This window comes from Shewanella sp. BC20 (assembly GCF_003129585.1).
Taxonomy (GTDB): domain Bacteria; phylum Pseudomonadota; class Gammaproteobacteria; order Enterobacterales; family Shewanellaceae; genus Shewanella; species Shewanella seohaensis.
This window is the reverse complement of sequence record NZ_NHRI01000006.1, coordinates 149,819-176,048: the sequence shown is the minus strand read 5'-3', so window position 1 is coordinate 176,048 and position 26,230 is coordinate 149,819. Positions and strand designations below refer to the sequence as shown.

Here is a 26,230-nt window from a genome sequence, read left to right as displayed (position 1 = left end):
TATTCCCGCCCCAAAACAGATTGTCCCTTCTGCGAGCCCACTCAAGACAAACTAAAGAAATGTCATTGAGATAACTGTTCAGACTTGCTTTTTTAGATAAGGCATTGCTTTAATAAAATCATAATAACAAGTCGTTGAGTCATAAGATTGCCAACATCAACAGCATTAGTTCTCGGTGGCGGTGGCGCTCGGGCCGCCTATCAAGTGGGAGTGTTAAAAGCACTGGTCCAGCTTTATCCGCGCAACCATGGCGTGCCATTCAAAATCATTTGTGGCACCTCTGCGGGCGCAATTAATGGCACCTCCATTGCCACCCACGCCTCCTGCTTTCACTTAGGCGTCAAAAAACTCGAGTGGGTTTGGCGCCATTTTGAAACCAGAAAGGTATATCGCGCCTCCATCCCCGGCGTGTTAAGTCATTTAGCCAAGATGGCACTCAAAGGCCTGCAGGATGATAAGGTGAATACCGACGCTGGCAGCCTGCTCGATAACGAGCCTTTACGGCATTTACTGAATGAACTCATCGATTTTAAAAGAATCGATCGCAATATCCGCAACGGCGCATTGACAGCGCTCAGTGTCGATACCTCTTGCTATAACAACTCGCGCTCGGTAACGTTTTTTCAAGCTTCGCGGGATATTGAAAACTGGACTCGCGCCAGACGCAGCGGTGAGCGGCGGATGTTAAATACCGAACATCTTTTGGCAAGCTCGGCGATTCCCATGGTGTTTCCGTCAATTAAACTTAATCAAGCTTATTATGGTGACGGCTCAGTCCACCAGCTGGCGCCACTTTCAAGTCCCATTCATTTGGGGGCTAATAAACTATTAGTGATAAACCTAGACAGTCCCCATAAGCATTTTCCGATGGAGCTAGAATATCATCCGAAGACAGCGACCATCGCGGGTCATCTGCTGGATACTATCTTTTCCGATACCTTAAATAGCGATCTTGAGCGCCTAGAGCGAATTAACCATACACTGTCGCTCATTCCCGAAGAGAGTCGTACTCAACTGTCATTACATCCAATACAAACCTTAGTGATAAAACCCAGTGAAGACCTAAGTAAAATCGCCGCCCGTTTCTATGATGATATGCCTTGGGCAATTAAGACCTTACTGGGGTTTATCGGTATCGACAGGCAGTCAGACTCGAGTATTGTGTCCTACCTCTTGTTTGAGAAATCCTACACCAGTGCATTGATTGAATTGGGCTATAAAGATGGCATGGCTCAAATGGATGAGATAAAAGCGTTTTTTAATTTGGCATGAGGTATGGCTTAGCGCTTGTTATAAATCGCCAAATAAATCAATTTGAACACATTATCTTGCCGTGGTATAACTGGAGCGTTGGTATAATTCCTTAACCTAACCGAGTGAAATTCGTTCAAATTTAAGGATTATTTAGCAGAAGTTTAGCAGTATATCAGTCTTAAGCCTGAAAGGTGGAAAGGATTTAACATTGATCATTTCAGTTGAATCACCTATCATGCCGCACTAGATTAGCTAAAAATTAGGTTAATTTTTTCTAAAAGGGAATCACGATGAAAAAAACTTCATTAGCACTTATTGCTGCTATTTCAATGTTAAGTTCAGTTGTTGCTCACGCAACTGACGCAGCACCTGCTGCAGGTGTTGATGCTGACCAAAATGCAGTAGGTGGTATCACTGCTGGTGCTATCGCTGTTGGTGCAGTTACCGCTGGTATTCTTATTGCTGCTAACGGTTCTGATGGCAACCCAATCACCAACCCTGGCACAAGCACTACCTCTACTTCATCTAACTAATGAATTAGGTGCTTATAATTTAACAACCGCCTTTTGGCGGTTGTTTTTTTTAAGGCATTGATTAACTGAGATTGTTCAATGTAACTTGAAATCCATTAATCATATATTTACATTGGTTACCTATTACAATTAAGAATAAGCAACTCGGATGCGTATATATAAAACAATCTTCCCCCTTATCGCCTTCTCTGCGGTGTGCATTGGACTCTCCGGCTGTAGTCAACGAATTAGCGCATTAAACGATACGGTTGAACTCGCTTTCTTTGGGAATAAAGATGTAGAACTCACTCCTGAACAAGTATCTGCTGTTCCTTATGCTAGTATCTATGCAAAAATTGAAGACACTCCTCAGGCATTTATGGTGTTGGGTTTTGCTGAGGATAAAGTAAATCTATCATCAGCAGCATCTGAGCCCAATGCTTTAGAATTAAAATGGTTATCTGCAGATAAAGGTATGTTAATCACAGTAAATGGTCGTTTAGTGAGAACTTATAATCTGCTCACTGGTAATTTAGCCGCGCTAGAGAGTAGCAAGCCTGATCCTTTGTTATTAGGACTTCACTTAGACTCTACCCCCAAGACGTGGACTCGAACTATTGATTGGCAACCTGGCTATCATTACGGCTACGAAGTCAGATCTGAATTTAACCTTATCGCCGAAGGTAATATTCAAGTTAATGGTACTTCAACCCAGACGTTACACTATATCGAAAACGTTTCAGTAGAATCTCTTAATATCAAATACCAAAATGAGTTTTGGCTAGATCCGCATGACGGCAAGGTAATAAAGAGCCGTCAAAAGATTGCACCTAATTTGCCATTTATCGACATCACCTTACTTAGACCATTTGCAGCTTAGCGGACCCATAATGAAATCTTACATTCCCCCTTTGGTACTGCTGGTAAGTTTGTTTTTATTTCCTAATGCAGAGGCCAATACTCAATTATCTGTAAGCACTTCAGCGTCTAAGACGCCAGAGGTACAAATAACCTACCCCACAGCCATTCGGGTAGAGCAAGCAGTGAAGGATGGTCTAACGCAGCTCCCTCTACATACAAAGGGGACAAAAAATATTCCAATTTATTGGTTGGGTGCAGCCCTATTCGATACAAAAAATACGGCACCACTAGAAGCGACACGACAACAAGTATTGCAACAGTTGATTGAAATGGGGGAACAAAGCAATGACAGTAACTATATTGCTAAACTTGCAAGGTTTTCCCAATTTTTGCGCAACATAAAGCTTGGGCAACGAATAAATCAACCAATAGATATTGATTTAATCCGTCTTAATAATGCCTATAACCCACTAATTAATGGAGATTTTTTACTCATTCTCCCGCCACGCCCAACCACGGTTACCATTGTTGGTTCTGTTTCACAACAAGGAGAGCTTGAGTGGCAATCGCGTATAAGCAGTAAAGAATACATAGCGCAAGCAGGTTTACTAAATAATGCCGAAACTAGCTCTGTGTGGATAATTCAACCCGATGGTAATGCAATAAAACAGCCTATCGCCTATTGGAATCATCAAGCTCAAGATATTGCTCCTGGTGCAATACTCTTTATTGAATTTTCAGGCCTTTTTGATGACTATTCCACATTAAACAACAACATTATTGAATTACTTAAAAATCGGGCTCTGTAATGAAAAAGTCGACTCCCACTTTACATGCGTTCGGGCGTTTATCAGCGCTATCTTTAGCACTGCTACCATTATTACATGTTAGCGCCGATGAGTTTTCTTACCCAACATTGTTGCCTTCACAGTCAGACTTTGGCGGTGTGGGTTTAATGCAAATGCCTTCGGGCCGTATGGCTCCCGAGGGTGAATTTAACTTCGCCACAAGCTATAACGATGAGTATCAACATTTTAGTGCCTCAGTGCAGCTCTTCCCTTGGTTTGAAACCACAATTCGTTATACCCAAGTACAAGATTTACTTTATAGCGATGATCCAAATTTTAGTGGGAACACTAAATACACTGATAAGGGCATAGATTTTAAGCTTCGTGTATTTGAAGAAAGTGATTGGTTACCTGAAACCTCAATCGGAATTCGCGACTTTGGTGGTACAGGCTTATTTGATGGTGAATTTATTGCTGCGACAAAGCGTATCGGTCCACTCGACTTTACCCTAGGCATAGGTTGGGGCTATATCGGCAACAGTGGCAATCTTACTTCAGATAAAAAGGATCTTAATTACAACTGTGATAGAGACACTTCTTATGGCGGTAAAGGTGGCACAGTTGATTATCAACGCTGGTTTAAAGGCTGCGCTGCACTCTTTGGTGGTGTTGAATATCAAACCCCTTGGGAACCTTTACGCTTGAAAGTCGAATATGATGGTAACGATTACCAATCAGATTTTCCTGTCGTTCGGGGTGGCATAGCTATGCCACAGGACAGCAAATTTAACTATGGGATGCTTTATCGCTTCGGTGATTGGGGCGATCTGCATTTAAGTTATGAACGAGGTAATACATGGACCCTCGGCTTTAGTCTGCAAACTAATTTTAATACTTTATCGCAGATTAAACGTGATCCTAAATCTCCAAAATATAAACCTGTTGCCGCACCGTCATTGAGCATTGCACAGAAAGGTTACCCTCAACAGACAGAAGCGACACTCAAATCGAAGGTTGATAATGTAGTCTCGTCTGAAAAACAAAGCACTATGGTGGCCGCTACTGAACGCTTTGAGAATACAGTCGACTGGAACAAAGTCGCTCAAGACTTACAAACCATCGCAGGTTACGCTAATGCAAAAATTTATATCGATAATGAGAGCATTACCGTAGTAGGTGAGCAAAATAAATTCCGCGATAGAAATGAAGCACATCAAAGAGCGGCAACAATTCTTGCAAACAACACCGATGTATCACGCATAAAAGAATATCGTCTAATCGAGACAAGATACAGCCAACCGATAACTGAAACCCGCATAGATGCTCAAAAGTTCGCTCAAGTTGCTACTCGTAGTTATCTTTATGCCAAAACCGCCGATGCAAGTGTTATCGGAATCCCTCAGTTGCCACAAGGACAAAAGGTGACTAATGAAGATAGAGACTGGCTCAATCAGCTAAGCTTTGATCTTTCACCGACCATGGCGCAATCCTTTGGCGGCTCAGAAGGTTTTTATATGTTTAGCATTGGAGTGACTGGCGGCGCAAGTTACCGCTTTACTGACAACTTTGAGTTTTCAAGCTCCATTTATCTTAATCTTTACGATAACTACGATGAATTTTTATACGATGTACCTCCAGATGGTACCGATTTAAAACGCGTTCGTACACTTGTTCGTCAATATGTTCATGATAATCCTATCAGAGTAAATAACCTGCAACTAACTTGGATGGATAGTTTAACCGATAACATCTCCTACCAAGCTTATGCTGGTTATTTGGAAATGATGTATGGCGGTGTGGGCACAGAGGTACTATATCGCCCACTTAATAGTCAATGGGCCTTCGGTATCGATATGAATTATGTCAAACAGCGCGATCCAGATAGCATGTTTGGCTTCTTCGAAGATGAGCATCAATTTGACCCTTTGACTAACCGCCCATACCGTGTACAAACAGGCACATTTACAGGTCATGTATCAGCTTATTATCAACCAAGTTGGTTCCCTAATACCCTATTAAGGATCAGTGCAGGTCAATATCTCACTGAAGATAAAGGCGTTACGGTTGATTTCTCCAAACAATTCGACAGTGGTGTGATTGTTGGTGCCTTTGCCACAAAGACCAACCTCTCATCCGAGGAATACGGTGAAGGCAGCTTTACCAAAGGCTTTTATATCTCAGTTCCGTTTGATTTGATGACCATAAAATCAACCCATAGCCGCGCGACAATAAGTTGGATGCCACTGACACGCGATGGTGGTCAAACATTAGGACGCAAGTACAGCCTATATGATGTAATGGATGCGAGAGATCCTTGGTTCACACGTGCAAGCATCACAAGTGAGTCTGTCAAATAATGCAAAATGTCGTGAGTACCTAAAGCTAGGTACTCACGGCGGCTTTTGCATCCCTATCAGAAAGTATTGGTAGTTCGTTGCGTAACGGCCAGTCAATCGCAAACTCTGCACTATTCCAGGCCAGCACATATTCATCATCTGGCGCATAATAATCAGTGCAGCGATAAATCACATCGGCATATTCACTCAGCACATAAAAACCATGCGCAAAGCCAGGCGGGATCCACATTTGCAAATGGTTATCAGCAGAAAGTACACGCCCTACCCATTTACCATAGGTTTTAGATTGCGGGCGAATATCCACTGCAACATCAAAAATACTGCCTGCACACACCCGGACTAATTTCCCCTGCGGATGCTTGCATTGGTAATGCAAGCCACGTAATACGTGCTGTTGTGATCGGCTAAAGTTATCTTGGACTAACTCCAGCGCCTTTAACCCACTATTTTTCAAACACTCGGAAAAAAACGATTGTCTAAAAGTTTCCATAAAAAAACCGCGTTCATCACCAAATACTTGAGGTTCGAACACCAATACTTCAGCAAGCTCGGTTTCAATGCACTTCATTAAACACCTGCTTATTTAATAATCCCAAGAGATACTCACCATAACCACTCTTAAGCAAAGGTTGTGCTAAAGCGGTAAGCTGCGCAGCATCTATCCAACCAGAATGAAAAGCAACCTCTTCAGGACAGTTCACTTTCAACCCTTGGCGTTTTTCAATAGCAGCAATAAATTGTGTTGCTTCAGCCATCGCATCCGGCGTACCCGTATCGAGCCAAGCAGTACCCCGCCCCATTATTTCTACCTGTAATTCCCCCAACAGAAGATATTGATTGATTAGATCAACGATCTCCAACTCACCCCGCGCCGAAGGCATCACTTTTTTAGCCCATTCACTAGCCCTGTTATCAAAGAAATACAATCCAGGAATAGCATAGGAAGAACGCGCAACTCGGGGTTTCTCTTCGATTGAAATCGCCCTTCCACTCTTATCAAACTCGACAACGCCGTAAGCATTCGGATTAGCCACATGATAGCCAAAAACGGTCGCCCCCACTTCGAGTAGAGAAGCTCGATGCAAGTTTGTGCTCAGTTGCTGCCCATAAAATAAGTTATCGCCCAGAATCAACGCACAGGCCTCTCCCGCCAAAAAAGCCTCTCCGATAATAAGTGCTTCGGCTAATCCCTTTGGAGAAGGCTGTACCGCATATTCAAGCTGAATGCCCCAACGGTGACCATCACCAAGCAATGCCTGAAAAAGAGGCAAATCAGCGCGAGTGCAAATAATCAGAATCTCTTTTATGCCAGCCTGCATTAGGGTCACAAGTGGATAATAAATCATTGGCTTATCGTAAATAGGCAATAACTGCTTACATACAACCTGCGTCATCGGATATAGGCGAGAACCGGTCCCGCCCGCCAATAAAATGCCTTTTCTCATTGATATATCAAGGATAAGTAGGTCAAAGTGAAGGGAGGATTGTAGCATATAAATGCCGATAAAGCTGAATGGCGCGAGGTCTTCAACAAGACTGAGTTGTAATATCTAAGCTTATTTCTCAGGGATCTGTATTTCGACCTTCACACCTTGATCTGGGGATGAGGTCAGCAAAATGGTGCCATGTAGTTTTTGCGTCACCAAATTATAAATAATCGACATACCAAGGCCTGTTCCACCGTCTTTACGTGCGGTAGTGAAAAAAGGCTCGAAGGCTTTAAGTTTAACCTCATTGCTCATCCCTACCCCATTATCTTGATACTGCATACAAATATTCGAATCTTGTTTTTGTACTCGAATAGTGATGCTTTTATCCCCCGTAAAACTCTCAGGAAATCCATGACGAAAGCTATTAGCCACTAAATTAGTGAATATCTGTGCGATGGCACCAGGGTAAGATTCGATAAATATGTCGTCATCAAGCTCCACGTTCAAGGCAATATTCTTCTTACGCATTAACGGCCTTAATGAGCTGAAAATTTGGAAAATATAGGTCTTTAAATTAAACCGCTCACGTTCTAGCACCGATTGGTCTGCGGCGGTGCGCTTAAAGTTATGGACTAACTCCGCTGCTCGCGAAAGATTACGCTCAATCAACCCTAAACCATCCTGCATAGTATTGATAAAGGATAAAAATTTATCCTCATCCAACTCGTTTTGCTCGAAAGCCGTTTTCAGCAATGCCACTTCATCTAAACAATGGGTTACGGATGTCACGGCAATCCCTAGAGGCGTATTGACCTCGTGCGCAACCCCTGCAACCAAACTTCCTAAAGCCGCCATTTTCTCGTTTTCAACTAAATGGTGTTGTATTGAGCGTAAATCCGATAATGCGGTTTCAAGTTCTTGGGTTCGCTGTTCAACCTGAACCTCCAAATCCGCATTGATGGCTTTTAGTTGATGCTGATAATCCAAAATTTCCTTTGCGCTCATCGCTCGGCCGAATAAATCGGCCAAAGCAGAAGCAAAGGCTCTTTCATCTCGCGTCCATTCTCGAGGAACACCTTGATGCTCAGAGCAGATAATGCCGACCATTTTTCCGCGATGACGTATGGGACTATCTAACAGAGAACTAATACGATTAGGGACTAAGTAGGCACTAACAAACTCATGGGTCGCCCCATCGGTTTGCGCATGATTCGCGACAATAGCGCGCTCATTATCTAATAGACTGAAATAATGTGGATAATCCTGCCGAGTTAATATCAACGCCTCTTGCCTGTGCATATTATCGAGCAGGTAAAAGCAATGCATACTTTGGTGATCTTCACTCCATAACCAAATACCAGCACGGGTGATTTTTAACCCTTGGCACACAGATGACACGATAAGTTGTGAGGCCTCAATAAGATCGCCACCATCAATAATGGATGAACGGCTAACATCGAATAAAATCCTGTCTAACATACGTGTCATAATGCAGATTTACCCCGCGTGGTACCGCCTGACTTAAAAATGAGGCAATAAACTTGGTGACCTAAGCTTAAGTGATTCTCTTTAGTATAGATTCAATCTGCAAACACACTAGTTGAGATGCACTCGCTAGTTACAATTGGTTTTGCAGATCAATGCCTACTGCAGCTGTGCCTAAACACACCGATAAAAATCATCCAACACTTAGCACTTTTTTGCTGAACTTGTAATGAAGTTCAAACACATAAAGCCCCCCTTTAACATTAAGATACTGAAAGAAACACCAGACATAAATAAGGTTGGAACCCGTAATGATGGCGGTTATCATCACACGACAGTCAATTAATCAAACGGTTAAGGTGAATATGAAACTTTCACAGATATCACTCGCCCTTCTCGCTTTAATGAGTACCGCATGCAGTGAACCAGCTCAGACAGTGGCTAATGAGCCTGTCGCTACGCCATATCAAGATACACAAAAAAACCTACCACTTGGCGATACCAGCCAGAATGCGCTCGATTGGCCCGGTGTATATGAAGGCGTTGTCCCCTGTGCAAGTTGCGAAGGGATCCAAACCACACTCACGCTCCAAGCGGATAATAGCTTTGAATTGAAAAGTATTTATTTGGGTAAAGATGAATCCATCTTTAAAGTTGCAGGAAAATTTGACTGGGATAGCAATGGCTCAAAAATCACCTTATCCGATGGCACTAAATACTTGGTAGGAGAAAACCAACTGTTTATGTTAGATATGGAAGGTAATCGGATAAGTGGCGAACTAGCAGACCATTACATTTTGAAGAAGAAAGAGATTTAGCTCTGAACGCAGTATGCAGCGATGCGCCACGGCATTATGCGCCGAAGTAGGTATCATCTGTACTGAAACAATCCATTATCAAAAGAGAAGCTTAAATTGAATCCCAATATCCGGATCATCCGTTATGAAGAATGCGAATCGAGTTTATGGAAAAACGGTGGTGGCAGCACTAAACAACTTTTGATATGGCCAAAGGGGGCAGATCTCAGCAACTTTGATTTTAGGATCAGCATCGCCACCATTTCGAGCGATGGCCCCTTCTCACTCTTCCAAGGCATCGATAGACAGCTATGTATATTGGAAGGTGAAGGGGTAAAACTACACATCAAGGGGAATGATTTAGGACAATCAGAGGAAATCATCCTTCGTCCGAATAAGCAGCCATTTTGCTTTAGCGGGGAAACTCAAATCGAAAGCAAGCTATTAGATAACCAGATCCTAGACTTTAATGTGATGACGAGGCGCGGAAACTACACAGCAAGAATTGAGCGCATAGAGTTTAATGGCACAATCCAGATTGAAGCCAACGAGAACAGTGCTCACCAATCCACGAATACCCTGCCTATCCAATTTGTGCTGCCGCTCGCGCCAATCAGCTGTATTTATCAAGGAGAGAAGATAACGCTGCAAAGTTATGATCTGTTGCAATTAGCAGGCGAGAAAAATATCACAGTGAAATGCCTAACATTGATAAGCCGCCAAGCAACACAGCTGATACGCGTGTATATTGAAGTAACTCAGCCATAGATAGCTGAAACTAAATAAAAACTAATGCCTGAAACCTGAATCGATAAAGTAGCGTTAACGACACATCCACCGAACAAAGTTAACATCATATTCAATATGTTAGAGATTAAGAAATAACTGTAAAGTGAAATCAAAACAAGTGATTGTGCCAGTATTTGCCATTCCTGAAAGCTATTGCGCTTGCTGTGAAATCATCCACTCTACCGCCCTTCTAAGACCTGATTCAAACGACTCTAGCGGTTGCCAGCCCAATTCATGTTGAATTTTACTAGCATCAATCGCATAGCGAATATCGTGTCCTGGGCGGTCAACAACATGTTCAATTAAAGCTGCAAAACCGTCCCCTTTCATCGCAAGTGATTGCGGATGAGTAGGTAATAACTCCTCAAGTAATAAGCAAATTTGCTTAACTACAGCGAGATTAGTTCGCTCACAGCAACCACCAATATTGTAGGTTTGTCCAAGTTGACCTCGCGTAGCCACTAAATAGAGCGCTTTTACATGGTCATCCACATACAACCAATCTCGCACTTGTTGGCCATTCCCATAAATGGGCAACGATTTGCCTTGTAAGGCATGATTGACCATCAACGGGATCAGCTTCTCAGGGTATTGAAACGGACCATAGTTATTCGAGCAGTTAGTGATCACTATCGGTAAACCATAGGTTCGATGCCAAGCTCGAACTAAGTGATCCGCCGAAGCTTTACTCGCTGAATAAGGAGAGCTTGGGTCATAAGCTGAAGTTTCGCTAAACAAACCAGTATCTGCGAGCGATCCAAAAACCTCATCGGTTGAAACATGATGGAAGCGAAACTGTACTTTTTGCGAACTATCCAGTTGTGTCCAATAGCGACGAGCCGCCTCTAACAGAGTGAAAGTCCCCAAAATATTGTTTTGGATAAATGCTGCAGGGCCTTCAATAGAACGATCAACATGGGTTTCAGCGGCGAGATGCATCACTATGTTGGGCTTAAATTGCTCGAATAGGATATCTAATCTCGCGCCATCACAGATATCAGCCTTCGCAAATTGGTAGCGAGGATGATCGCTAATACCAATTAAGGCATCGGGGTGGCTAGCATAGGTTAATTTATCAATATTGAGCACATGACAGTTTGTCGCTTGAATAAGCAGACGCACTAAAGCCGAACCGATAAACCCAGCGCCCCCCGTGACCAAAATACGCATTATTTTTACCACATAGCAAAGGCTAACAGAGAAAACAGAAATGAAGTATACAAGTTAATAACTGTATTATCGCCCAAAACAGCAAATCAGGCTTTTAAAAAGAAAAAGCCAGTTAATTACAATATGAATGGCTTATGGGTGCTAATCACTACCAAATAAATCACGGGTATAGACTTTATCAGCCACATCGACGAGTTCTTTAGTCATTCGATTAGACACAATAATATCGGATAATGCTTTAAACTCAGTAAGGTCAGTCACCACTCGAGAATGAAAAAACTCAGGCTCTTTTAGCACTGGTTCATAGACTATGACCTCGATGCCCTTCGCCTTAATGCGCTTCATAATGCCTTGGATACTCGAGGCACGAAAATTATCCGAGCCTGATTTCATAATTAAACGAAAAATCCCAACGGTTTTAGGCTTACGACTCAAAATGGAATCAGCAATAAAATCTTTACGGGTTGTGTTTGACTCAACAATGGCGCCAATAATGCTGTTTGGCACATCCGCATAGTTCGCCCGTAACTGCTTAGTATCTTTAGGTAAACAATAACCACCATAACCGAATGATGGGTTATTGTAGTGATTGCCAATCCGAGGGTCTAAACATACGCCTTCAATAATCTGCCGAGTATCAAGCTGATGGGTTTCCGCATAGGTATCAAGCTCATTAAAGTAAGCGACACGCATAGCAAGATAAGTGTTAGAAAACAGTTTAACGGCTTCCGCTTCCGTAGATTCTGTAAATAAGACAGGTATTTCCTGCCTAAACGCGCCTTGTACTAATAAATCAGCAAAGGCTTTCGCGCGGTCACTCCGCTCACCAACAATAATCCGCGAAGGATACAAGTTATCGTAAAGCGCTCTACCCTCACGTAAAAATTCAGGGGAGAAAAGGATATTGTCACACTGATACTTTTGTTTAACTTTGGCAGTAAACCCAACCGGTACGGTTGACTTAATCACCATTACGGCTTTGGGATTAATCGCCAAGACATCAAGAATAACGGCTTCAACCGAGGCAACGTTAAAGTAATTGGTTTTAGGGTCATAATCGGTAGGTGTGGCAATAATGACGAAATCTGCATCTTGATAAGCAAGGTACTTGTCTGTGGTGGCGACTAAATCAAGCTCCTCATTCGCCAAGAAACGTTCAATTTCGTCGTCAGATATCGGTGATACCCTTTGATTAATTAAATCAACCTTCTCTTGCACAATATCAATCGCAATGACTTTGTTATGTTGCGCTAATAAAACCGCGTTAGACAAACCAACATAACCACTACCTGCTACAGCAATTTTTATCATTTACAAACATCCAACGCCAAACCATTCTAGCAACAGAAACATCGCTAATAGCTTCGACTCTAACAGTAAAGAGTCGCCAATGGTAAAGGAATCAACAACTGATGAAAAGCAAAAGCAGGGCTTAAGCCCTGCTTTTGTGAATACTCACCGCTATTTGGCGAGGATTGCCTCAATCTTTTCAATGAAGAAGGCGCTATCTTTTGCACCTGTAATCACTTCAAAATCGACTAGTTTGCCGTTTTCATTACGGCCTAATAAAAACGTTGGCGTCGACTTAATTCCCATATCGCGGCCAATTTTTACCGAAGCATTAACCTTAGCTTGCATAACAGGGTCTTTCATACAGCTTCTAAACTTGTCGCTATCCAAGTTATAGTCTTTTTCAAGCTGTGTAAATTGCTCTTCTTGGGCGGCATTCATCTCGAATAACGATTGTTTCACTTTGGCATAATCCGCTTGCTCAGAGGCGCAGCGCAGCGCTAAAGCAGCAAAGCCGGCTCTTGGATGCAGAGAAACCAATGGGAAATCATGTGCGACTAGCACCAACTTACCAGTGTCCACATATTGCTTTTCAAGTTCAGGCCAAATGTTGGTGTTGAACTCTTTGCAATAAGGGCAATGAAGATCAGTAAACTCCATCAACACCACAGGCGCATCGACTTTACCTTCGATAGCGGCATTGTCAAAGCTTAAAGATTCTGGTCTGACTAACTCACCTAGGCCCACACGACGAGTCACTTCGTATAATAACTGTTGGTCTTGCTGCTGCTGCGCTTCTAATTTCGCTAATCTCGCTTCAACAGAGCGATCAAAAGAGTGGCAACCTGCCAAGGTTGACAATACGACTGAAGCCAAAGCAAGCTTTTTAACGCTTTTGATTTTTAACATAGTAAATCCTTATAAAACAAAAACCTCCGCAAAAGCGGAGGTTTTTCTTAGCAATTTATAACCGAGGGAAAACCCTTAAGTTATAAATTATTGTTGCCAAGTGTTCAGATCAAGAACTGGCATTACACGGTCGCTACCGTTGATAACTTTCTGTACAGATACACCGTGAACAGTTTCACGTGGTGCAGTTACAGTGAAAGTCAGAGTGTGACGTGATGCTGCAGATACTGCGTTAGAACCTAATTGGCCTTGTGCATAACCACCGTCTTGACCTTTGTAACCTTGGTCAGCAACAGCTTTGTTGATTAAATCAGGAACGAAGTAAACAACAGAAGACTTAGCAGGTACTTTACCTAAAGTAACAGCGATAGCTTCGCGTTTTTCAGCAGTACCGTTTACTGACTCACCGAAGATGTCTACAGTCACTTCAGCTTCTTCAGTGTGCTCGTTGGTTACACGTACGAAGTTACCAGCAGCGTTAGTTGCATAAGGAACTTTCAGAACGGCACCGTTTACACCGATGTCGTGAGTGTTTTTAGACGCTGCACAGTGATCCAGGTAGTTAGCATCATTGAAGCTCAAGGTGTAGTCAGTGTTGACTTTGTAGTTGAAGTTCATGATTTCAGCTGGGTCAGTGTTAGTTACAACGTAGAATAATTCGTTGTAAGCAGCACCATCTAAGTACTTCTTAGTTGCGTCAAGAGTACCAGTGTATGGGTTGGTTTCTGCATCGCCACCAGTTGCTTCTGGAGCAAACACGTCAACAGCTTCAGTGTCATATACAGTTGCAGTAGCAGCAGTTAAACCGAATACACCGAATTGAGTACCAGTTTCAACTTCTTCTTGAGTAGCCAGAACACCAGTAGCAGCTACGCGAGCGTTCCAAAGAGCCATTTGCACGTTTGAACGTGGGTCAGCGCTTGCAACGAACTTAGTTTCTAAATGGTCATCAGCACCTAAAGTGATTGCTTTATCTAAAGCAGTACCACGGTTGTAGAATTGACCTTTGTAAACTACTTGAGTTTGCTTAGCAACTAGTTGCTTAGAAGCATCTTGATCGTATACGAATTCAGTACGAGCAACGATAGCGTTGTTTGCACTGTCAGCGCTTTCAGCGTTTACTTCAGCTTCTGAAGTCGCGTGGTTGAAGAAAGTTACGAACTGTGGAGAGATGTCTAAAACTAACTGAGCTTTAGATACTGCACCTTGGATATCGTAGCCTGTGCCACCGTCTGTCTTAGCAGTAGTTGCCGCGATGGTAACTTGCTTAGTAGAGGTAGAATCAGTACAACCGTCGTTAGTGATCTTCACTTGAACTGGAGCAACATCAGCTGCTGCAGCAACAGTTGCAGTTTGAGAAAGTACTAAACGAGTACCAGCACCAATGGTGATACCAGCTTTAGTGATGAACTTAACTTTGTTAGTTCCATCAACAGTACCGTCTGAAGAACCTACTGCAGTCCATTTGTCAACAGCTGGACCAGTGTCAACTTCACCTTTAACCAGGTGGATTTGGTTAGCGTTGTTTGAGAACACAGCGCCAGTCAATTCCATCTCAATCAGAGTACCTGGTGGGATGTCAGTTGTAGGAATATAAACGATTTGCAGATCTTGAGCTGCATTGATCGCGTTGAATGGAACTTCTAATGACTTAGTCAGTTCGTAAGCGATTTTACCTTCGGTAGTCGCTTGTAATTGACCAGTAGCAGCACCAGTACGGTCAGCTTCAGCAATACAAGATGCGTTAGCATAGATTGCGTCGTGAGCGATGACACCAGCGCCATCAGCTACTTTATACACTTCGAAACACGCTTCGGTACCAGCGTATGCATTGCCCGCTAGACCAGCAAGAACTGCTGATGCCACTAGCGCTTTCTTTAAGTTTTTCATTCATTTTCTCCGTAAAAAATTTTAATGAGCGGTAAATTTTTTAAAAGCCGCTCATTTGGTCCACGTGTCCCAGAGAACACTGATTAATGGTAATTAACAGTGCCCTCTAAAATGTAAAATACGATTGCAACACATCTACGGCGACCGGTGTTTGCATGCGTCCACTAGCCGCAAAAAGGTGTCACCGCTTACTATTTTACGAGGGTCATGATAATCAGATTGTGTAAACACAGTCAACAGGATTATAACGAATAGCGAGCCAGTTGCATGTTTTTCATACTTTTCGTTATTTTTTACCGATAACTACTTTACCAACAGTTGATAAAAGTATTTTTACGGCATCCTGTTTGGCTCAAGGTTAGCATCTAACAAGTTAGATTTGAAAGCTTTATTGCTCAAAAAATAAAGAATGCCATCAGCATCAAGTTTTAGTGGATTTTTAGACTGTCTTAACAAAATCACAAACAGGACTCACTGGATACTTTGTCGCCAACATAAAAAAACGCCCTCTCCAAGGAGAGGGCGTTAACAACTTTTGGCGATAAAGTAAAATTAGTTAAGTTTTGTCGGAAAACTATACAATTCTGACAGTTTTTTGCCGAAATCATCTAAGTCCGTGGTATCTCTAATAATTCTCGGTGTGATAAGGATCATCAACTCAGTACGACTCTTAGAATTACCTTTCTTTTGGAATAAACTACCCAGTAACGGAATATCGCCTAAAATGGGCACTTGGCTATCAGTGACCGTAGTGCTATCACTGATCAAGCCCCCTAAGATAACTGTCTGACCATCGGCGGCAAAGACACTGGTCTGGATACTGCGGCTAGTAATAGGCGGCGTGAGCGACTCTTTTGAACCGTCGGGCACATTTGATGTTTCGGTCGATAGTTCTAAGCTCACTAAGCCATCGGCATTGATGGTTGGAGTAACTGAAACAGTAATACCTGTAGAGCGGTATTGCACCGATGTGCGAGTTACGTCCGGGTTAGTGTCACTACTGGTAGATTCTGTTTGTACTGGAATTTGGTCGCCTGAGTTAATGCTTGCGCTTTCGCCATCTCTGACGACTAAATAAGGACGAGACAGCACTTTAAAATCGGTTTTACTGGCTAGGATATTTAAAGCAACTTTCCAATCACCACGGACAGCATCCATGACTAGGCTGCTGGCACTCGCATTAAAATCAATGGTTCCCATATTGCCACCTTTAATACCTTGTTCATTGTAGAACCAGTCGATACCACGGCTGACGTTATCACCTAGGCTGACTTCGGCCACAACAACTTGCAGGGCAATTTGGCCTGGTAAACGGTCAAGCTGCTCAAGCAAATTCATAATCTCGTGGTACTTATTAGGCGTGGCATGGATTACGATGGCATTTTGCGCTTCATCGGCAGTGACTTTGATACTGCCTTGCATATTTGCAGGGGCGACAGCCGCTGGAGCAGTTGAGCCATCGGCAGCTTTTGCCGTTGCAGCCGGTGTCGCAGGGGCGCGAGGGAACAAAATATCAATACTCTTAATTAAGTCGGTAGCCTTGGCAAATTGTGGGCGATACACGTAGAAACGCTCGGACTCTCCGCCCGTTGATACGTCAATTTTTTGTGCCCACATAGATACACGCTTGCCAAGCACTGATGAACCCGAATAAACCACGACAGCATTGAGTCGATTGAGCGGTACCATGGCGATATCTTCGCCCATGACCAAGCCTTCGGCTTGCATCAACTCGCCCAATTGTTCGATAAGTTCACTCGGCGTAAGATAGACCAAATTCAACAACCGAATATCGCGCCCGCGTGCATGAGGCACATCCAGCATAGTGATCACTTGTAATGCACGTTCAACGTCGGCTCGACTGCCTTCGACGACTAATAGTCGGTTTGCCGTATCAGGGTAAGCTTTAGCATTACTCAGCTTTTGTAAAATACTGATGACTGCTCTTGATGAGTTATAGGTATAAGGAACTAACTGTACTATATCATCGCCCGTTGGCGGTAGGTCACTCGCCTCTCCACCGATCCCTACCGAGCGGTTAGCCACCCCACTCGTCGCCTTGTCTAAGTAGACAATATTACTTTTTGAATACACCTGAATTTTATGTTGAGCTAAAATTTTACGGGTGATCTCGTAAAGCTCATCAGGGGTGACTTCTTCTTGTAAATTTAAGGCGGTCTTATCACGCATACGTTCAACGTCTGATGACATCACGTAGCTGATGGATAGCACCTCACCGAATACATAATGAATCAATTGAGGGATTTCCATCTCATTGAGAGCAACCTTCAATGGCTCATGGGAAGTAAATGTCGGCGTTTGCGTTAATAATGGTGAGCCCGTTTTGAGCTCATCCATGGAGTTGATGATCTGTTCAGAAAAAGCTAGTTGAGGTTTCTGATAGTCCTCACGCTCTTGCTGCTTTTTTTCTTTAGTCTCTGTAGTACGTAAAAATGAACCATCAACCATGAATGGTTCATTTTTAGCTGCGGGATCAGCCAAGTTTTCGACAGACGCACATGACCATAAGCAGCTCAGAATTCCGAGCGCAACCGAGCATTTTGTTATAGTGTGTATTGTTTTCATTCAAATTCTTTCCCAAACATCAATCATTTTGATGCGTCATTATCGGTAAACATTTTTAATTCAAGTGTTGCTTGCTCGGGCCCGTCAAACAACGCTTTACGCAAAGTAAGCTGCGCTAACTTAAAACCAAACAGTTCATCACCAATGTTAAGGTTATGGAACTCGGTCTGTTTATCTTTTACTGTCATCACCTTTGCTTTGAGCGTATCGCCAACCCAGTAAACTGCGACGAGCTTAGGAGAATAATCCAGCAGAGACTCAACCTTCGCTTCTACAGCAACCCCCGATTCAGCCTGCATAGTCGGAGTAATTGCAAACGAGCTGCTGAACGCACGTTTGTTTTCGAGGCTGCTATTACGGTTTATCACTTCTATAACAGGAACCAGAGTCGACTCATGTTCGTTATGCGACTTTTTTTCATTTTGCGAGCTGATGACTAACGAAATTCCATGCAAAAAAAGACTACTGAACACAATTAATAAAACAAACAAATCACCACGGCGAAGCGTTCCTAACTCGAATGTCATTGACTTCATTCGTTCACTCCCGTCTCCGCCTGGGGTAAGCTAGCAATAACCACCAACTCAACATTTGCTGTCAGCACTTTTTCCTTAAAATTTTGCTTACGAACCGTTGTTTGCACTATTCGTATCATAGGTGTTCCCGATTCGAGTGCTTCCAAATAGCTCATTAATACTTCTGGTGTCCCTGACATAAATAAACTCACAGGATAACCGGGGACGGCAGAATCGGTACGTGGTTGAACGTTTGTATTTTTAAGTTCAACGCCCAGCGTCTTGGCTTGCGATTGTAATTTACGCAATATTTCGACTGATGCCATTGCGTCCTTAGTTGTCATCCAACTGCTGCTAAGTGCTTGGTAGCTTTGCTCAATTTTATCCGCTAATACTTCGAGTTGTTTACTACGGTTCGTTGTCTGCGAAAAACGCTCAATATTTGCGGATAAACGCGCAATATTGTCCGTTTTTTCATTTACCCATTGCAACCAAGGCACAAAGGCAAACTTAAGAACCACTAATAACAATATGACTAATAAACTGTATTTATTGCGAGCAGAGATCATTTAACCTCCTCACTGCCGCTTCTTGCACGAAACACCATACTGATAGCAAAGTCATCGATATCTTTCCTACGTTGAACCTGTCGGTCAAAACGCACTTCGGTCCAGTTTGGTGAGGCACTAAAACGCGCTAAAACCTCTGTTGCTGAGGTAGCTTGTCCAGCCATAGTCACTAAGGCTCCACGGATCTGAATATTCTCCAAGGTAGCTGCATCGCCAAGGTCTTTCACTAAGGTGTGGATGATGTCTGTTTGCGATGGATACTTATCTAAGAATTCTTTATATGACTGAATAAGTCCTAACTGAGCTTCGAGTTGTTCTTGACGCTGAAAAACGGCATTCGCCTCAGCCCTCAACTCAGTCACATTCTGTTGTAATTGATATTCACGCCATGACACCCAAGACGACATAATTGCAACGTAACTCGCCACAGCCACAACGCTGATAACGGATATTCTTTTCCAATTAAGGGTAGGCACTCTGCTATTTGCTTGATAATAAAACAATCCAGGCAACATTTGAGGTGTTAGCGCAACGGCGTCAGAAGCTAAGAGCTGATCCCTCTCCAGCAGTATCGGGTCTTGTTGACTAATGACGCCTAAGGCATCTAAGAAATTACGTGCATCGACCATTAGTCCACTAACGGTAGTAATATGCAGATTGCCTTGTTTGTGTAAAAAAGCCCAATAGGGTTTTTGACCTTTTACTAAGTACAATTGCTCAGGCATTAACTTGGCATAAATTAACCAAGTTTCAGGGACCAATAAGCTAATGCCATCGGGGAGGGTTTGACAAATCTCTGCCTTAATAACCGCGTAACTGACTCTGTAGCCTTGTGAGCCAGTTGAACGAACAAACCATAAAACCTTATTAGCGCCGCCAGATAACAGCTTTGATTCATTACGGATCAGTTTAAATAAATCCATAAGGCTACAGTTATAGTTGCGCAGTTCTTCTTGATAGCTTCCCCGATCAAGTACCACTGTTTGGCATAGGCTCTTTTTTGTTTTGTTTTTATCGCTAGACTTGAGCCATCTCATTTGTCCGAACAAAAAATTAAACCAATTCAATTTGATACAACCTTAGAATACTCAATTTGTCTCTCAGCTATTTGTGTCATCCGCTCAGCACCATTATCTCTTATCAGTACAAACGAAATATGATAAGCAACGTTATTTACGCGAGCATTCATGTCAACCTTAAGTCTTCGTGATGGATAAAAGGTGCTTTCTTCACTCGTTTCGCGTTCAATAGCATTATTAACATCCTGCTCATTATTTCGCGCATCCCGCGCTAAACCAGCCCGGTATTCCCCCATCATCACATCGAGCGTTGCTTCGGGTACAAAATTGCTGTTAAGTTGGTCTCCAGATATATATGCAAGATATGGTGATATCTTTGCCCAAACTTCTGGAGTCATTCCTTTAACTAAAGCCAGTTCCTCCTTGGTTTGCGGCAGATAGTTACGTGGCAAACCTGGCTTTGCATATTCTCGTTTTTCAGCCCCGTTTAGATGCAAAAAATCATCTTCATCATACCAGTCCTTCAGCGCCGCAATAATACTATCAATGTTTGTAGCCCCACCATAGGTTAGCAATGCTCGCCATGGAGCTTCATTGAAGGGTATAACTCCAGTAAGGCCAGAAAGGTCCGTCAGTGTAACGGTGACGCCATCATATTCAAACGGTTTTCCGTAAAAATTTGTCGCTTCCGGAAAACCTGATTGCAAACTTAATTGTGATGTTGGTCCATACATCCACAAGAGAGTGGTTGAAAGTTTATAGATGAGTTCTTCCTTTGTAGACTCCAGCTTACCTCTTGCAGCAACAAAATCCTTTGCTTGTTGTGCAAGGTTCAGTGTCGAACGTATGGTATATTGTTGCACTGTGATTACGACAGAAATGACCGTAGTTATCATGAGTACGAGCAACAATGCCATGCCTTGCTGCTTAGCCATCAAGTGCTCCCGTGAAATACCTTAGCTTAACCGGATCATTATCAATAATGTTGCTCCAATATTCCAAAGCATCTTTACTATTACGTTCTTCAAAAATCTGAATTTTTATCCAGTCAGGCAATAATCCCATATCCTTGCCTGTGTAGGTTTCAAACCAACTAGGCGTTGGACGCGAGGCTAAAGGCAAAAACTCTGACATCGCATTATATTTATCCATTTGAGATTTGAAGCCAAAATAGGAAACTCTCATTTCCTCTGCCGGATAGAGCGTTAATTTGTAGTTAGCACAGAGCTTTTCAGCATCAAACTCGTTCTCGAGAACCAGTTCAACGGCAAGTGATTGCTCGCAATAGGTGAATTGACCATCCAAAATACCTAACCAAGATTGAGCGGTCTGCCCTTGCTCTGGTTGGCTAAGACTCGTTCGACTTAACCAAAACATGCTGTTTTTATCACCCTTGAAGTAAGGCGAAAAGCGCCCATCTTGCGTCTTATTCAAATAATAAAAAGCCGATGCCAGTTGCTCCTGCCAACGAGATTCTTTGAACAAGGAGTCTATGGATTGCTCAACCTGACGTTGTTTATTGTGAAAACTTGCAATGTAATAGGAATAAGCGCTACTCGATAACATCATGACAGACGACATGATCAACATAGCGATTAACATTTCAAGGAGTGTCATTCCGTGTTGCTTAACCATATCGCCTGCTTAAATTCGAAATCATGCTTGGTTTCGTCATTGGTTACTACAATATTAAAGAGATTTAATTTCCCAATACCATTCTCAGGTAAGCCTGTCTCTGGACTAATTGAGTTAATTTCGGGTTTCGCTTCAATTAAGCTGGCTTTCCACTGATACGACATGCCGATCATCTTAAGTTTTCCCTCAACCTCTCCTTGCTGTAACGCAAAACGTATTGCAGCCATCAAGGATTGTACCGCTCGCGCTTCTTTTAGGTATTGTTGGGTTCGCCGTTGGGTATCATAATTTTGCTGGTATACAACCCCAACAAGGCCGAGAACCATAAACAAGATGATTGAAGCTATCAATACTTCAATCAGGGTCATTCCAGACTGTTTCTGTCTCTTCAAAACTTAATTCCCATCGTCTGGTATCCGCTACTGCGACCACTTTCTCGGAAGGGAGCGCACCTGTAGGTTCAAATTGTACTTTTACGTTTTCAAATCCAATGTATTCGGTATTTAGCGTTTTAGCATAATCCGTACCTTTAACTGTGATTTGCTTACCGACAAATATGATCTGTAAGGGTTGTTGCAGAAAAAAACTGTCGCGTTTTACTTCTCGGAGGAACAGATCAACCAGTTGAATTTCACCTGATATACGAGACTTTTCTACGTTTTCGACAGTTAATGGCAGTATGATACTCATACTCAACGAGAGCAGCACCATCACTACAAGCAATTCAATCAGAGTAAACCCGCGATTATCTTTAAAGTGGTACATCGGATGTCGACACAATACTGAGTAACATAGTAACTACAACTGAGCCAACCATACCGCCCATGACCAAAATCAAAATAGGCTCTAACATACTGGTCAGCTTGATCGCCCATTGTTCAAAACGCCAGCGTGAACGTTCAGTAATCTCACCAAATACGCCTTCTAAATTACCACTCTCTTCACCCACTCTAATCAATGACAACATTACGGGTTCTAAAATATCAGTCGAGGCTAATCCTTCAGACAGCATCCCACCCTGTGAAACTTGGTCTTTGACCCGTGTAAGCTGTTTTTGTAACTTAACGTCAGTAACAACAGGCACGGAGAACGTTAGAGCTTGTGCCAAGGGTAGCCCACTTTGTAACATCAAGTGCATCGCGGAGATGTAACGGATCCGCTCACTGAATAACAAACCGGTTCGCAGTAACGGCAGCTTACGCATGACGCCTAAAGCTGCATTTTTAAACCAAGGTTTACGATATGAAACCAGAACAAACACCCCAAAGGCACCGATAAAAGCCCCAAGAATGAATTGATTTTTTCGCATCCAAGCACTGGTATCGATAAGAAACTGTGTATAGCTAGGCACATGTTTCATATTTTGAAACAGCCCTTCCATACTAGGCACGATAAAATTGAAAATCGCAAAGAGTGCCATGATACAAACCATGAAAATAAAACCTGGATAGATCATGGCTTGATTAACTTTACCTTGTAACTCATTTTGGAATTTTAAGTTTTTGCCAAGTCGCTCCAAGGTGATAGCAAGCTTGCCAGACTCTTCACCAATTCGCACCATCTGACAAAATAAATTATTGAAATATCTAGGATATTTAGCAAAGGCAACATGAAGAGCATCGCCTCCCCTAACCGATTCAGTGATTTCAGCCAGCATAGCTGCAGCAGTACTATTAGCATTCGAGTCAGACATCATCTCAAAGGCTCTATCTAGTTGGACACCGTTACGCAGCAATAACGATAATTCCATAACAAGCTGTTCCAACTCACTGTTACTAATGCGATTAAATAAGCCACTTTCGACTTTTTTCTCAGTAACGGATAAGGGATGGAGTGACTTCTCCTTGACCGCGATGAGAGCCGCAAATTCTGACTCAGCTCGAATTCGCCCCCTCACTTTCGCGCCAGATTTATCTAACGCTTCGAATTCCCATGTTTGCATTAACCGGCCACCCGCATTACTTCCTCATAGGTTGTTACACCATTGAGGACTTTAAGCAAACCATCTTCTTTTAATGTTCTTAGATTATTTTCAATCCTGAATTCACGGATTTTCTCAAGAAAAGTATGGTCTTTGGCCATGGATTGAACAGGAATGCTATTAGGCAGGTATTCAAGAATTGCCATCCGGCCTTTAAAGCCACTGCCACCGCAACTGTCGCAGCCTTTATGGGTAAAAATGCTGGGATGAGAGACATCACAGCGATTTGCGATACTTTTAACATCCTCAAGTTCAAGTAACTGTTGGGCATTAGGGTCGACAACTTTACAGTGAGGGCATAGGGTTCTCACTAGGCGCTGTGCCATAATTGATATGACAGAGGCATTCAATAAAAACTCTTCAACCCCTAGATCTAATAGCCTAGTAAAAGTAGTTGGCGCATCATTAGTGTGCACAGTACTAAACACTAAGTGGCCCGTAAGCGAAGATTGCATTGCAATTCTTGCTGTTTCATGGTCGCGTATTTCACCAATCATAATAATATCAGGGTCTTGACGGACAATGCTTCGCAAACCTTTTGCAAAATCGTAACCAATTTCCGTGTTGACTTGCACTTGATTGATGCCATCAAGTTGATATTCGATTGGGTCTTCAAGAGTGATAATCTTGACCGCAGGTTGGTTTAACTTAGCTAAAAAAGAATACAGGCTAGTCGTTTTGCCTGAACCAGTCGGTCCTGTCATCAGAATTACGCCTGTTGTTCTAGCCAAGTCTTTCTCAATTAGAGCAATTAAATCAGGCTCATAACCGATAGAACCAAGACCAAAATTAACAGACTCTTTTAATAGGAAACGCATAACCATACTTTCCCCCTCACCAAGAGGTAATGAGGAAACACGAATATCTAACTCTTTTCCACCGACGCTAGTTTCAATTTTACCATCCTGAGGCTTACGTCTTTCAGCGATATCCATCCCTGCAAGTATTTTTATACGAGATATCACACCTAATTGAAGATCGATTGGAATATTTTCACTAAGGTGCAAAATACCATCAACTCGGTATCGGACACGGTATTGCCCCTTAAAAGGCTCAATATGCATATCGGATGCGCGCAGTTTAATTCCCTTTACGATAAGGCTATTTACCAAGTTAACTGTAGGGGCACCAAACGCAAGCTCCCGCAAACGCTCTAGTTCATTACCGCCCTTGATAGTCGTTAATTTTTGCTCTGAGTTACGCTCAGCCAACAATTTAACTCGCAATTCATCAAACTGAGATTGAGTAGCAAGATGAACGTCTAAATTAAATTCTGAATCAACCCATAACTCATAGATTTGAATATTTAGAGGGTCTAAAACGGCAACGGATAATAAGCCATCTGATTCATTTTGAGAGAAGGGTAAAATACCAAACTCAACACCTTTACTAATATCAAATGACAATATGAAATCAGGCGTCAGAGACAGCTCAACATCTGAGGAAAAAAGAGGAAGAGATAGATAATCAGCATATAAAAAAGTTAATTCGTCGCGTTGAAGCACCCCTAAGTTAATAAGGATCTTTTCAATTCGCCCCCCTAACTCTTGCTGGTAATCTAGCGCTCTTTGTAGCTGTTCATGAGAAACAATTTTATTTTCTTTTAAAAAATGAACGATCCCACTAGTCACATCTAAACTCATTTTGGGTGCATCGGTGCTTGTATGACTAGCCTTACTTATATTCGATATCGGCATTCTCGCCTTCCCCACCTTCACGTCCATCGGCGCCTAGGCTGAGTAAATCAAACTGACCATTATTTCCAGGGAAACGATAGATGTACGGGTTTCCCCATGGGTCGGAAGGGACATCACGAGGTAAATATGGACCATCCCATTTTTTGTTCGTACTTTGAGTCAGCTCACTGAGACTGTCAGGATATTTCCCAATATCTAATCGGTATGCATCCAAGGAAGTTGCCAGCATTTGCATCTGCGCAGATGCTGTACCTCTACGAGAAGATTCCACTTTTGAGAACATCTGTGGCGCAACAAGGGATGCTAAAAGACCAAGAATAACCATAACAATGAGCAACTCAATTAACGTAAACCCTTGATTAAAATTACTTTTTCTTCTCATGACTTAAAATTACCTGATAATTAATGCTGATTTTATAAACAATCCAAATAAAATTTATTATAAAGCTGTGAAAATCCGAACAAAACATGACCATTCCAACATCATGGTAACTGTACAATATCAAGCCTAACAGTAAAGGATGAAATGCAGAAAAAGGTATGATGCTTTTAGCTTTAGAACTGGCTTAAATTGTTGTAATTCGGGCGGCTATTATGACGGAAAACTTCGACTGAAATCAAGTTACGTAAGGGAGTTTACTTAGGTTAGTCACATCAAGCAATTAGAGGCAACACAAGGATTTCATTAGCTGCATA

General features: G+C 42.5%; 25 protein-coding genes. 7 read left to right on the top strand and 18 right to left on the bottom strand.

The genetic code is table 11. The features are described from left to right. Positions 1-147 precede the first annotated feature (147 nt). From CBX96_RS08790 to CBX96_RS08770, 5 genes are all read left to right on the top strand, one after another. Positions 148-1,272 carry a patatin-like phospholipase family protein gene (locus tag CBX96_RS08790; RefSeq protein ID WP_011622128.1) on the top strand — a complete coding sequence of 375 codons (1,125 nt, stop codon included), beginning with the start codon at positions 148-150 and terminating at the stop codon, positions 1,270-1,272. Positions 1,273-1,544: 272 nt separating this feature from the next. Then, positions 1,545-1,787: a hypothetical protein gene (locus tag CBX96_RS08785; protein ID WP_109286423.1), complete on the top strand. Its 243-nt coding sequence runs from the start codon at positions 1,545-1,547 to the stop codon at positions 1,785-1,787. A 148-nt stretch (positions 1,788-1,935) separates the two neighbouring features. Further along, complete coding sequence (locus CBX96_RS08780) at positions 1,936-2,646, top strand: YjbF family lipoprotein (protein WP_109286422.1); 711 nt, start codon at positions 1,936-1,938, stop codon at positions 2,644-2,646. A gap of 10 nt (positions 2,647-2,656) precedes the next feature. Continuing rightward, positions 2,657-3,436 carry a capsule biosynthesis GfcC family protein gene (locus CBX96_RS08775; RefSeq protein ID WP_109286421.1) on the top strand — a complete coding sequence of 260 codons (780 nt, stop codon included), beginning with the start codon at positions 2,657-2,659 and terminating at the stop codon, positions 3,434-3,436. After that, positions 3,436-5,772 (top strand): YjbH domain-containing protein, encoded by a 2,337-nt coding sequence (locus CBX96_RS08770; RefSeq protein ID WP_109286420.1) that lies wholly within the window; start codon positions 3,436-3,438, stop codon positions 5,770-5,772. The genes CBX96_RS08775 and CBX96_RS08770 overlap by 1 nt, the downstream gene beginning before the upstream one ends. 25 nt (positions 5,773-5,797) lie before the next feature. Here the strand turns inward: CBX96_RS08770 and rfbC are convergent, their stop codons facing one another. The 3 genes from rfbC to CBX96_RS08755 form a co-directional block, all read right to left on the bottom strand. Continuing rightward, positions 5,798-6,340, bottom strand: a complete 543-nt coding sequence (rfbC, locus tag CBX96_RS08765) for a dTDP-4-dehydrorhamnose 3,5-epimerase (protein ID WP_109286419.1) — start codon at positions 6,338-6,340, stop codon at positions 5,798-5,800. Next, complete coding sequence (rfbA, locus tag CBX96_RS08760; protein ID WP_109286445.1) at positions 6,327-7,217, bottom strand: glucose-1-phosphate thymidylyltransferase RfbA; 891 nt, start codon at positions 7,215-7,217, stop codon at positions 6,327-6,329. The genes rfbC and rfbA overlap by 14 nt, the downstream gene beginning before the upstream one ends. Positions 7,218-7,328: 111 nt before the next feature. After that, complete coding sequence (locus tag CBX96_RS08755; RefSeq protein ID WP_109286418.1) at positions 7,329-8,690, bottom strand: sensor histidine kinase; 1,362 nt, start codon at positions 8,688-8,690, stop codon at positions 7,329-7,331. 362 nt (positions 8,691-9,052) lie between these two features. On the opposite strand from CBX96_RS08755, the gene CBX96_RS08750 reads away from it, so the two are divergent. Continuing rightward, on the top strand, positions 9,053-9,505 hold the full coding sequence (locus tag CBX96_RS08750; protein WP_181382176.1) for a copper resistance protein NlpE: 453 nt from the start codon (positions 9,053-9,055) through the stop codon (positions 9,503-9,505). Positions 9,506-9,601: 96 nt separating this feature from the next. Continuing rightward, on the top strand, positions 9,602-10,252 hold the full coding sequence (locus CBX96_RS08745; RefSeq protein WP_109286417.1) for a HutD family protein: 651 nt from the start codon (positions 9,602-9,604) through the stop codon (positions 10,250-10,252). Positions 10,253-10,423: 171 nt separating this feature from the next. Here the strand turns inward: CBX96_RS08745 and rfbB are convergent, their stop codons facing one another. From rfbB to gspG, 15 genes are all read right to left on the bottom strand, one after another. Continuing rightward, the gene (gene rfbB / locus CBX96_RS08740) at positions 10,424-11,443 is read right to left on the bottom strand and encodes a dTDP-glucose 4,6-dehydratase (protein ID WP_109286416.1); all 1,020 of its coding nucleotides are present in this window, start codon (positions 11,441-11,443) and stop codon (positions 10,424-10,426) included. A gap of 141 nt (positions 11,444-11,584) precedes the next feature. Further along, the gene (locus tag CBX96_RS08735) at positions 11,585-12,751 is read right to left on the bottom strand and encodes a nucleotide sugar dehydrogenase (protein WP_109286443.1); all 1,167 of its coding nucleotides are present in this window, start codon (positions 12,749-12,751) and stop codon (positions 11,585-11,587) included. Between the two features lie 153 nt (positions 12,752-12,904). Further along, positions 12,905-13,642 carry a thioredoxin domain-containing protein gene (locus CBX96_RS08730; protein ID WP_109286415.1) on the bottom strand — a complete coding sequence of 246 codons (738 nt, stop codon included), beginning with the start codon at positions 13,640-13,642 and terminating at the stop codon, positions 12,905-12,907. A gap of 87 nt (positions 13,643-13,729) precedes the next feature. Beyond that, positions 13,730-15,532 (bottom strand): hypothetical protein, encoded by a 1,803-nt coding sequence (locus CBX96_RS08725; protein WP_109286414.1) that lies wholly within the window; start codon positions 15,530-15,532, stop codon positions 13,730-13,732. Between the two features lie 552 nt (positions 15,533-16,084). Beyond that, a complete protein-coding gene (locus CBX96_RS08720) occupies positions 16,085-18,001 on the bottom strand; it encodes a secretin N-terminal domain-containing protein (protein WP_181382172.1) in 1,917 nt (638 codons plus the stop codon). A gap of 140 nt (positions 18,002-18,141) precedes the next feature. Then, positions 18,142-18,654, bottom strand: coding sequence for a hypothetical protein (locus CBX96_RS08715; RefSeq protein WP_109286412.1), 513 nt, complete (start codon positions 18,652-18,654; stop codon positions 18,142-18,144). After that, positions 18,651-19,202, bottom strand: a complete 552-nt coding sequence (locus tag CBX96_RS08710) for a GspMb/PilO family protein (RefSeq protein ID WP_109286411.1) — start codon at positions 19,200-19,202, stop codon at positions 18,651-18,653. The genes CBX96_RS08715 and CBX96_RS08710 overlap by 4 nt, the downstream gene beginning before the upstream one ends. Next, the gene (locus tag CBX96_RS08705; RefSeq protein WP_109286410.1) at positions 19,199-20,269 is read right to left on the bottom strand and encodes a hypothetical protein; all 1,071 of its coding nucleotides are present in this window, start codon (positions 20,267-20,269) and stop codon (positions 19,199-19,201) included. The genes CBX96_RS08710 and CBX96_RS08705 overlap by 4 nt, the downstream gene beginning before the upstream one ends. Continuing rightward, positions 20,266-21,156, bottom strand: coding sequence for a general secretion pathway protein GspK (locus tag CBX96_RS08700; protein ID WP_109286409.1), 891 nt, complete (start codon positions 21,154-21,156; stop codon positions 20,266-20,268). The genes CBX96_RS08705 and CBX96_RS08700 overlap by 4 nt, the downstream gene beginning before the upstream one ends. Continuing rightward, positions 21,149-21,856 carry a prepilin-type N-terminal cleavage/methylation domain-containing protein gene (locus CBX96_RS08695; protein ID WP_109286408.1) on the bottom strand — a complete coding sequence of 236 codons (708 nt, stop codon included), beginning with the start codon at positions 21,854-21,856 and terminating at the stop codon, positions 21,149-21,151. The genes CBX96_RS08700 and CBX96_RS08695 overlap by 8 nt, the downstream gene beginning before the upstream one ends. Further along, on the bottom strand, positions 21,835-22,224 hold the full coding sequence (locus CBX96_RS08690) for a type II secretion system protein J (RefSeq protein WP_109286407.1): 390 nt from the start codon (positions 22,222-22,224) through the stop codon (positions 21,835-21,837). Before CBX96_RS08690 ends, CBX96_RS08695 begins: the two co-directional genes overlap by 22 nt. Then, the gene (locus CBX96_RS08685; RefSeq protein WP_109286406.1) at positions 22,211-22,621 is read right to left on the bottom strand and encodes a prepilin-type N-terminal cleavage/methylation domain-containing protein; all 411 of its coding nucleotides are present in this window, start codon (positions 22,619-22,621) and stop codon (positions 22,211-22,213) included. The genes CBX96_RS08690 and CBX96_RS08685 overlap by 14 nt, the downstream gene beginning before the upstream one ends. Then, a complete protein-coding gene (locus CBX96_RS08680; RefSeq protein WP_109286405.1) occupies positions 22,608-23,798 on the bottom strand; it encodes a type II secretion system F family protein in 1,191 nt (396 codons plus the stop codon). The genes CBX96_RS08685 and CBX96_RS08680 overlap by 14 nt, the downstream gene beginning before the upstream one ends. Then, on the bottom strand, positions 23,798-25,534 hold the full coding sequence (locus CBX96_RS08675) for a GspE/PulE family protein (RefSeq protein ID WP_258294353.1): 1,737 nt from the start codon (positions 25,532-25,534) through the stop codon (positions 23,798-23,800). The genes CBX96_RS08680 and CBX96_RS08675 overlap by 1 nt, the downstream gene beginning before the upstream one ends. Next, positions 25,512-25,916 carry a type II secretion system major pseudopilin GspG gene (gene gspG, locus CBX96_RS08670; RefSeq protein WP_109286403.1) on the bottom strand — a complete coding sequence of 135 codons (405 nt, stop codon included), beginning with the start codon at positions 25,914-25,916 and terminating at the stop codon, positions 25,512-25,514. The genes CBX96_RS08675 and gspG overlap by 23 nt, the downstream gene beginning before the upstream one ends. Positions 25,917-26,230 lie beyond the last annotated feature (314 nt).

Excerpts from the sequence above, each read along its gene's own strand:
- CBX96_RS08785 (WP_109286423.1), top strand. The coding sequence starts at position 1,545 with ATGAAAAAAACTTCATTAGCACTTATTGCTGCTATTTCAATGTTAAGT.
- CBX96_RS08780 (WP_109286422.1), top strand. The coding sequence starts at position 1,936 with ATGCGTATATATAAAACAATCTTCCCCCTTATCGCCTTCTCTGCGGTG.
- CBX96_RS08775 (WP_109286421.1), top strand. The coding sequence starts at position 2,657 with ATGAAATCTTACATTCCCCCTTTGGTACTGCTGGTAAGTTTGTTTTTA.
- CBX96_RS08770 (WP_109286420.1), top strand. The coding sequence starts at position 3,436 with ATGAAAAAGTCGACTCCCACTTTACATGCGTTCGGGCGTTTATCAGCG.
- rfbC (WP_109286419.1), bottom strand. The coding sequence starts at position 6,340 with ATGAAGTGCATTGAAACCGAGCTTGCTGAAGTATTGGTGTTCGAACCT.
- rfbA (WP_109286445.1), bottom strand. The coding sequence starts at position 7,217 with ATGAGAAAAGGCATTTTATTGGCGGGCGGGACCGGTTCTCGCCTATAT.
- CBX96_RS08755 (WP_109286418.1), bottom strand. The coding sequence starts at position 8,690 with ATGACACGTATGTTAGACAGGATTTTATTCGATGTTAGCCGTTCATCC.
- CBX96_RS08750 (WP_181382176.1), top strand. The coding sequence starts at position 9,053 with ATGAAACTTTCACAGATATCACTCGCCCTTCTCGCTTTAATGAGTACC.
- rfbB (WP_109286416.1), bottom strand. The coding sequence starts at position 11,443 with ATGCGTATTTTGGTCACGGGGGGCGCTGGGTTTATCGGTTCGGCTTTA.
- CBX96_RS08730 (WP_109286415.1), bottom strand. The coding sequence starts at position 13,642 with ATGTTAAAAATCAAAAGCGTTAAAAAGCTTGCTTTGGCTTCAGTCGTA.
- CBX96_RS08725 (WP_109286414.1), bottom strand. The coding sequence starts at position 15,532 with ATGAAAAACTTAAAGAAAGCGCTAGTGGCATCAGCAGTTCTTGCTGGT.
- CBX96_RS08720 (WP_181382172.1), bottom strand. The coding sequence starts at position 18,001 with ATGGTTGATGGTTCATTTTTACGTACTACAGAGACTAAAGAAAAAAAG.
- CBX96_RS08715 (WP_109286412.1), bottom strand. The coding sequence starts at position 18,654 with ATGAAGTCAATGACATTCGAGTTAGGAACGCTTCGCCGTGGTGATTTG.
- CBX96_RS08710 (WP_109286411.1), bottom strand. The coding sequence starts at position 19,202 with ATGATCTCTGCTCGCAATAAATACAGTTTATTAGTCATATTGTTATTA.
- CBX96_RS08700 (WP_109286409.1), bottom strand. The coding sequence starts at position 21,156 with ATGGCTAAGCAGCAAGGCATGGCATTGTTGCTCGTACTCATGATAACT.
- CBX96_RS08695 (WP_109286408.1), bottom strand. The coding sequence starts at position 21,856 with ATGGTTAAGCAACACGGAATGACACTCCTTGAAATGTTAATCGCTATG.
- CBX96_RS08690 (WP_109286407.1), bottom strand. The coding sequence starts at position 22,224 with ATGACCCTGATTGAAGTATTGATAGCTTCAATCATCTTGTTTATGGTT.
- CBX96_RS08685 (WP_109286406.1), bottom strand. The coding sequence starts at position 22,621 with ATGTACCACTTTAAAGATAATCGCGGGTTTACTCTGATTGAATTGCTT.
- CBX96_RS08680 (WP_109286405.1), bottom strand. The coding sequence starts at position 23,798 with ATGCAAACATGGGAATTCGAAGCGTTAGATAAATCTGGCGCGAAAGTG.
- CBX96_RS08675 (WP_258294353.1), bottom strand. The coding sequence starts at position 25,534 with ATGCCGATATCGAATATAAGTAAGGCTAGTCATACAAGCACCGATGCA.
- gspG (WP_109286403.1), bottom strand. The coding sequence starts at position 25,916 with ATGAGAAGAAAAAGTAATTTTAATCAAGGGTTTACGTTAATTGAGTTG.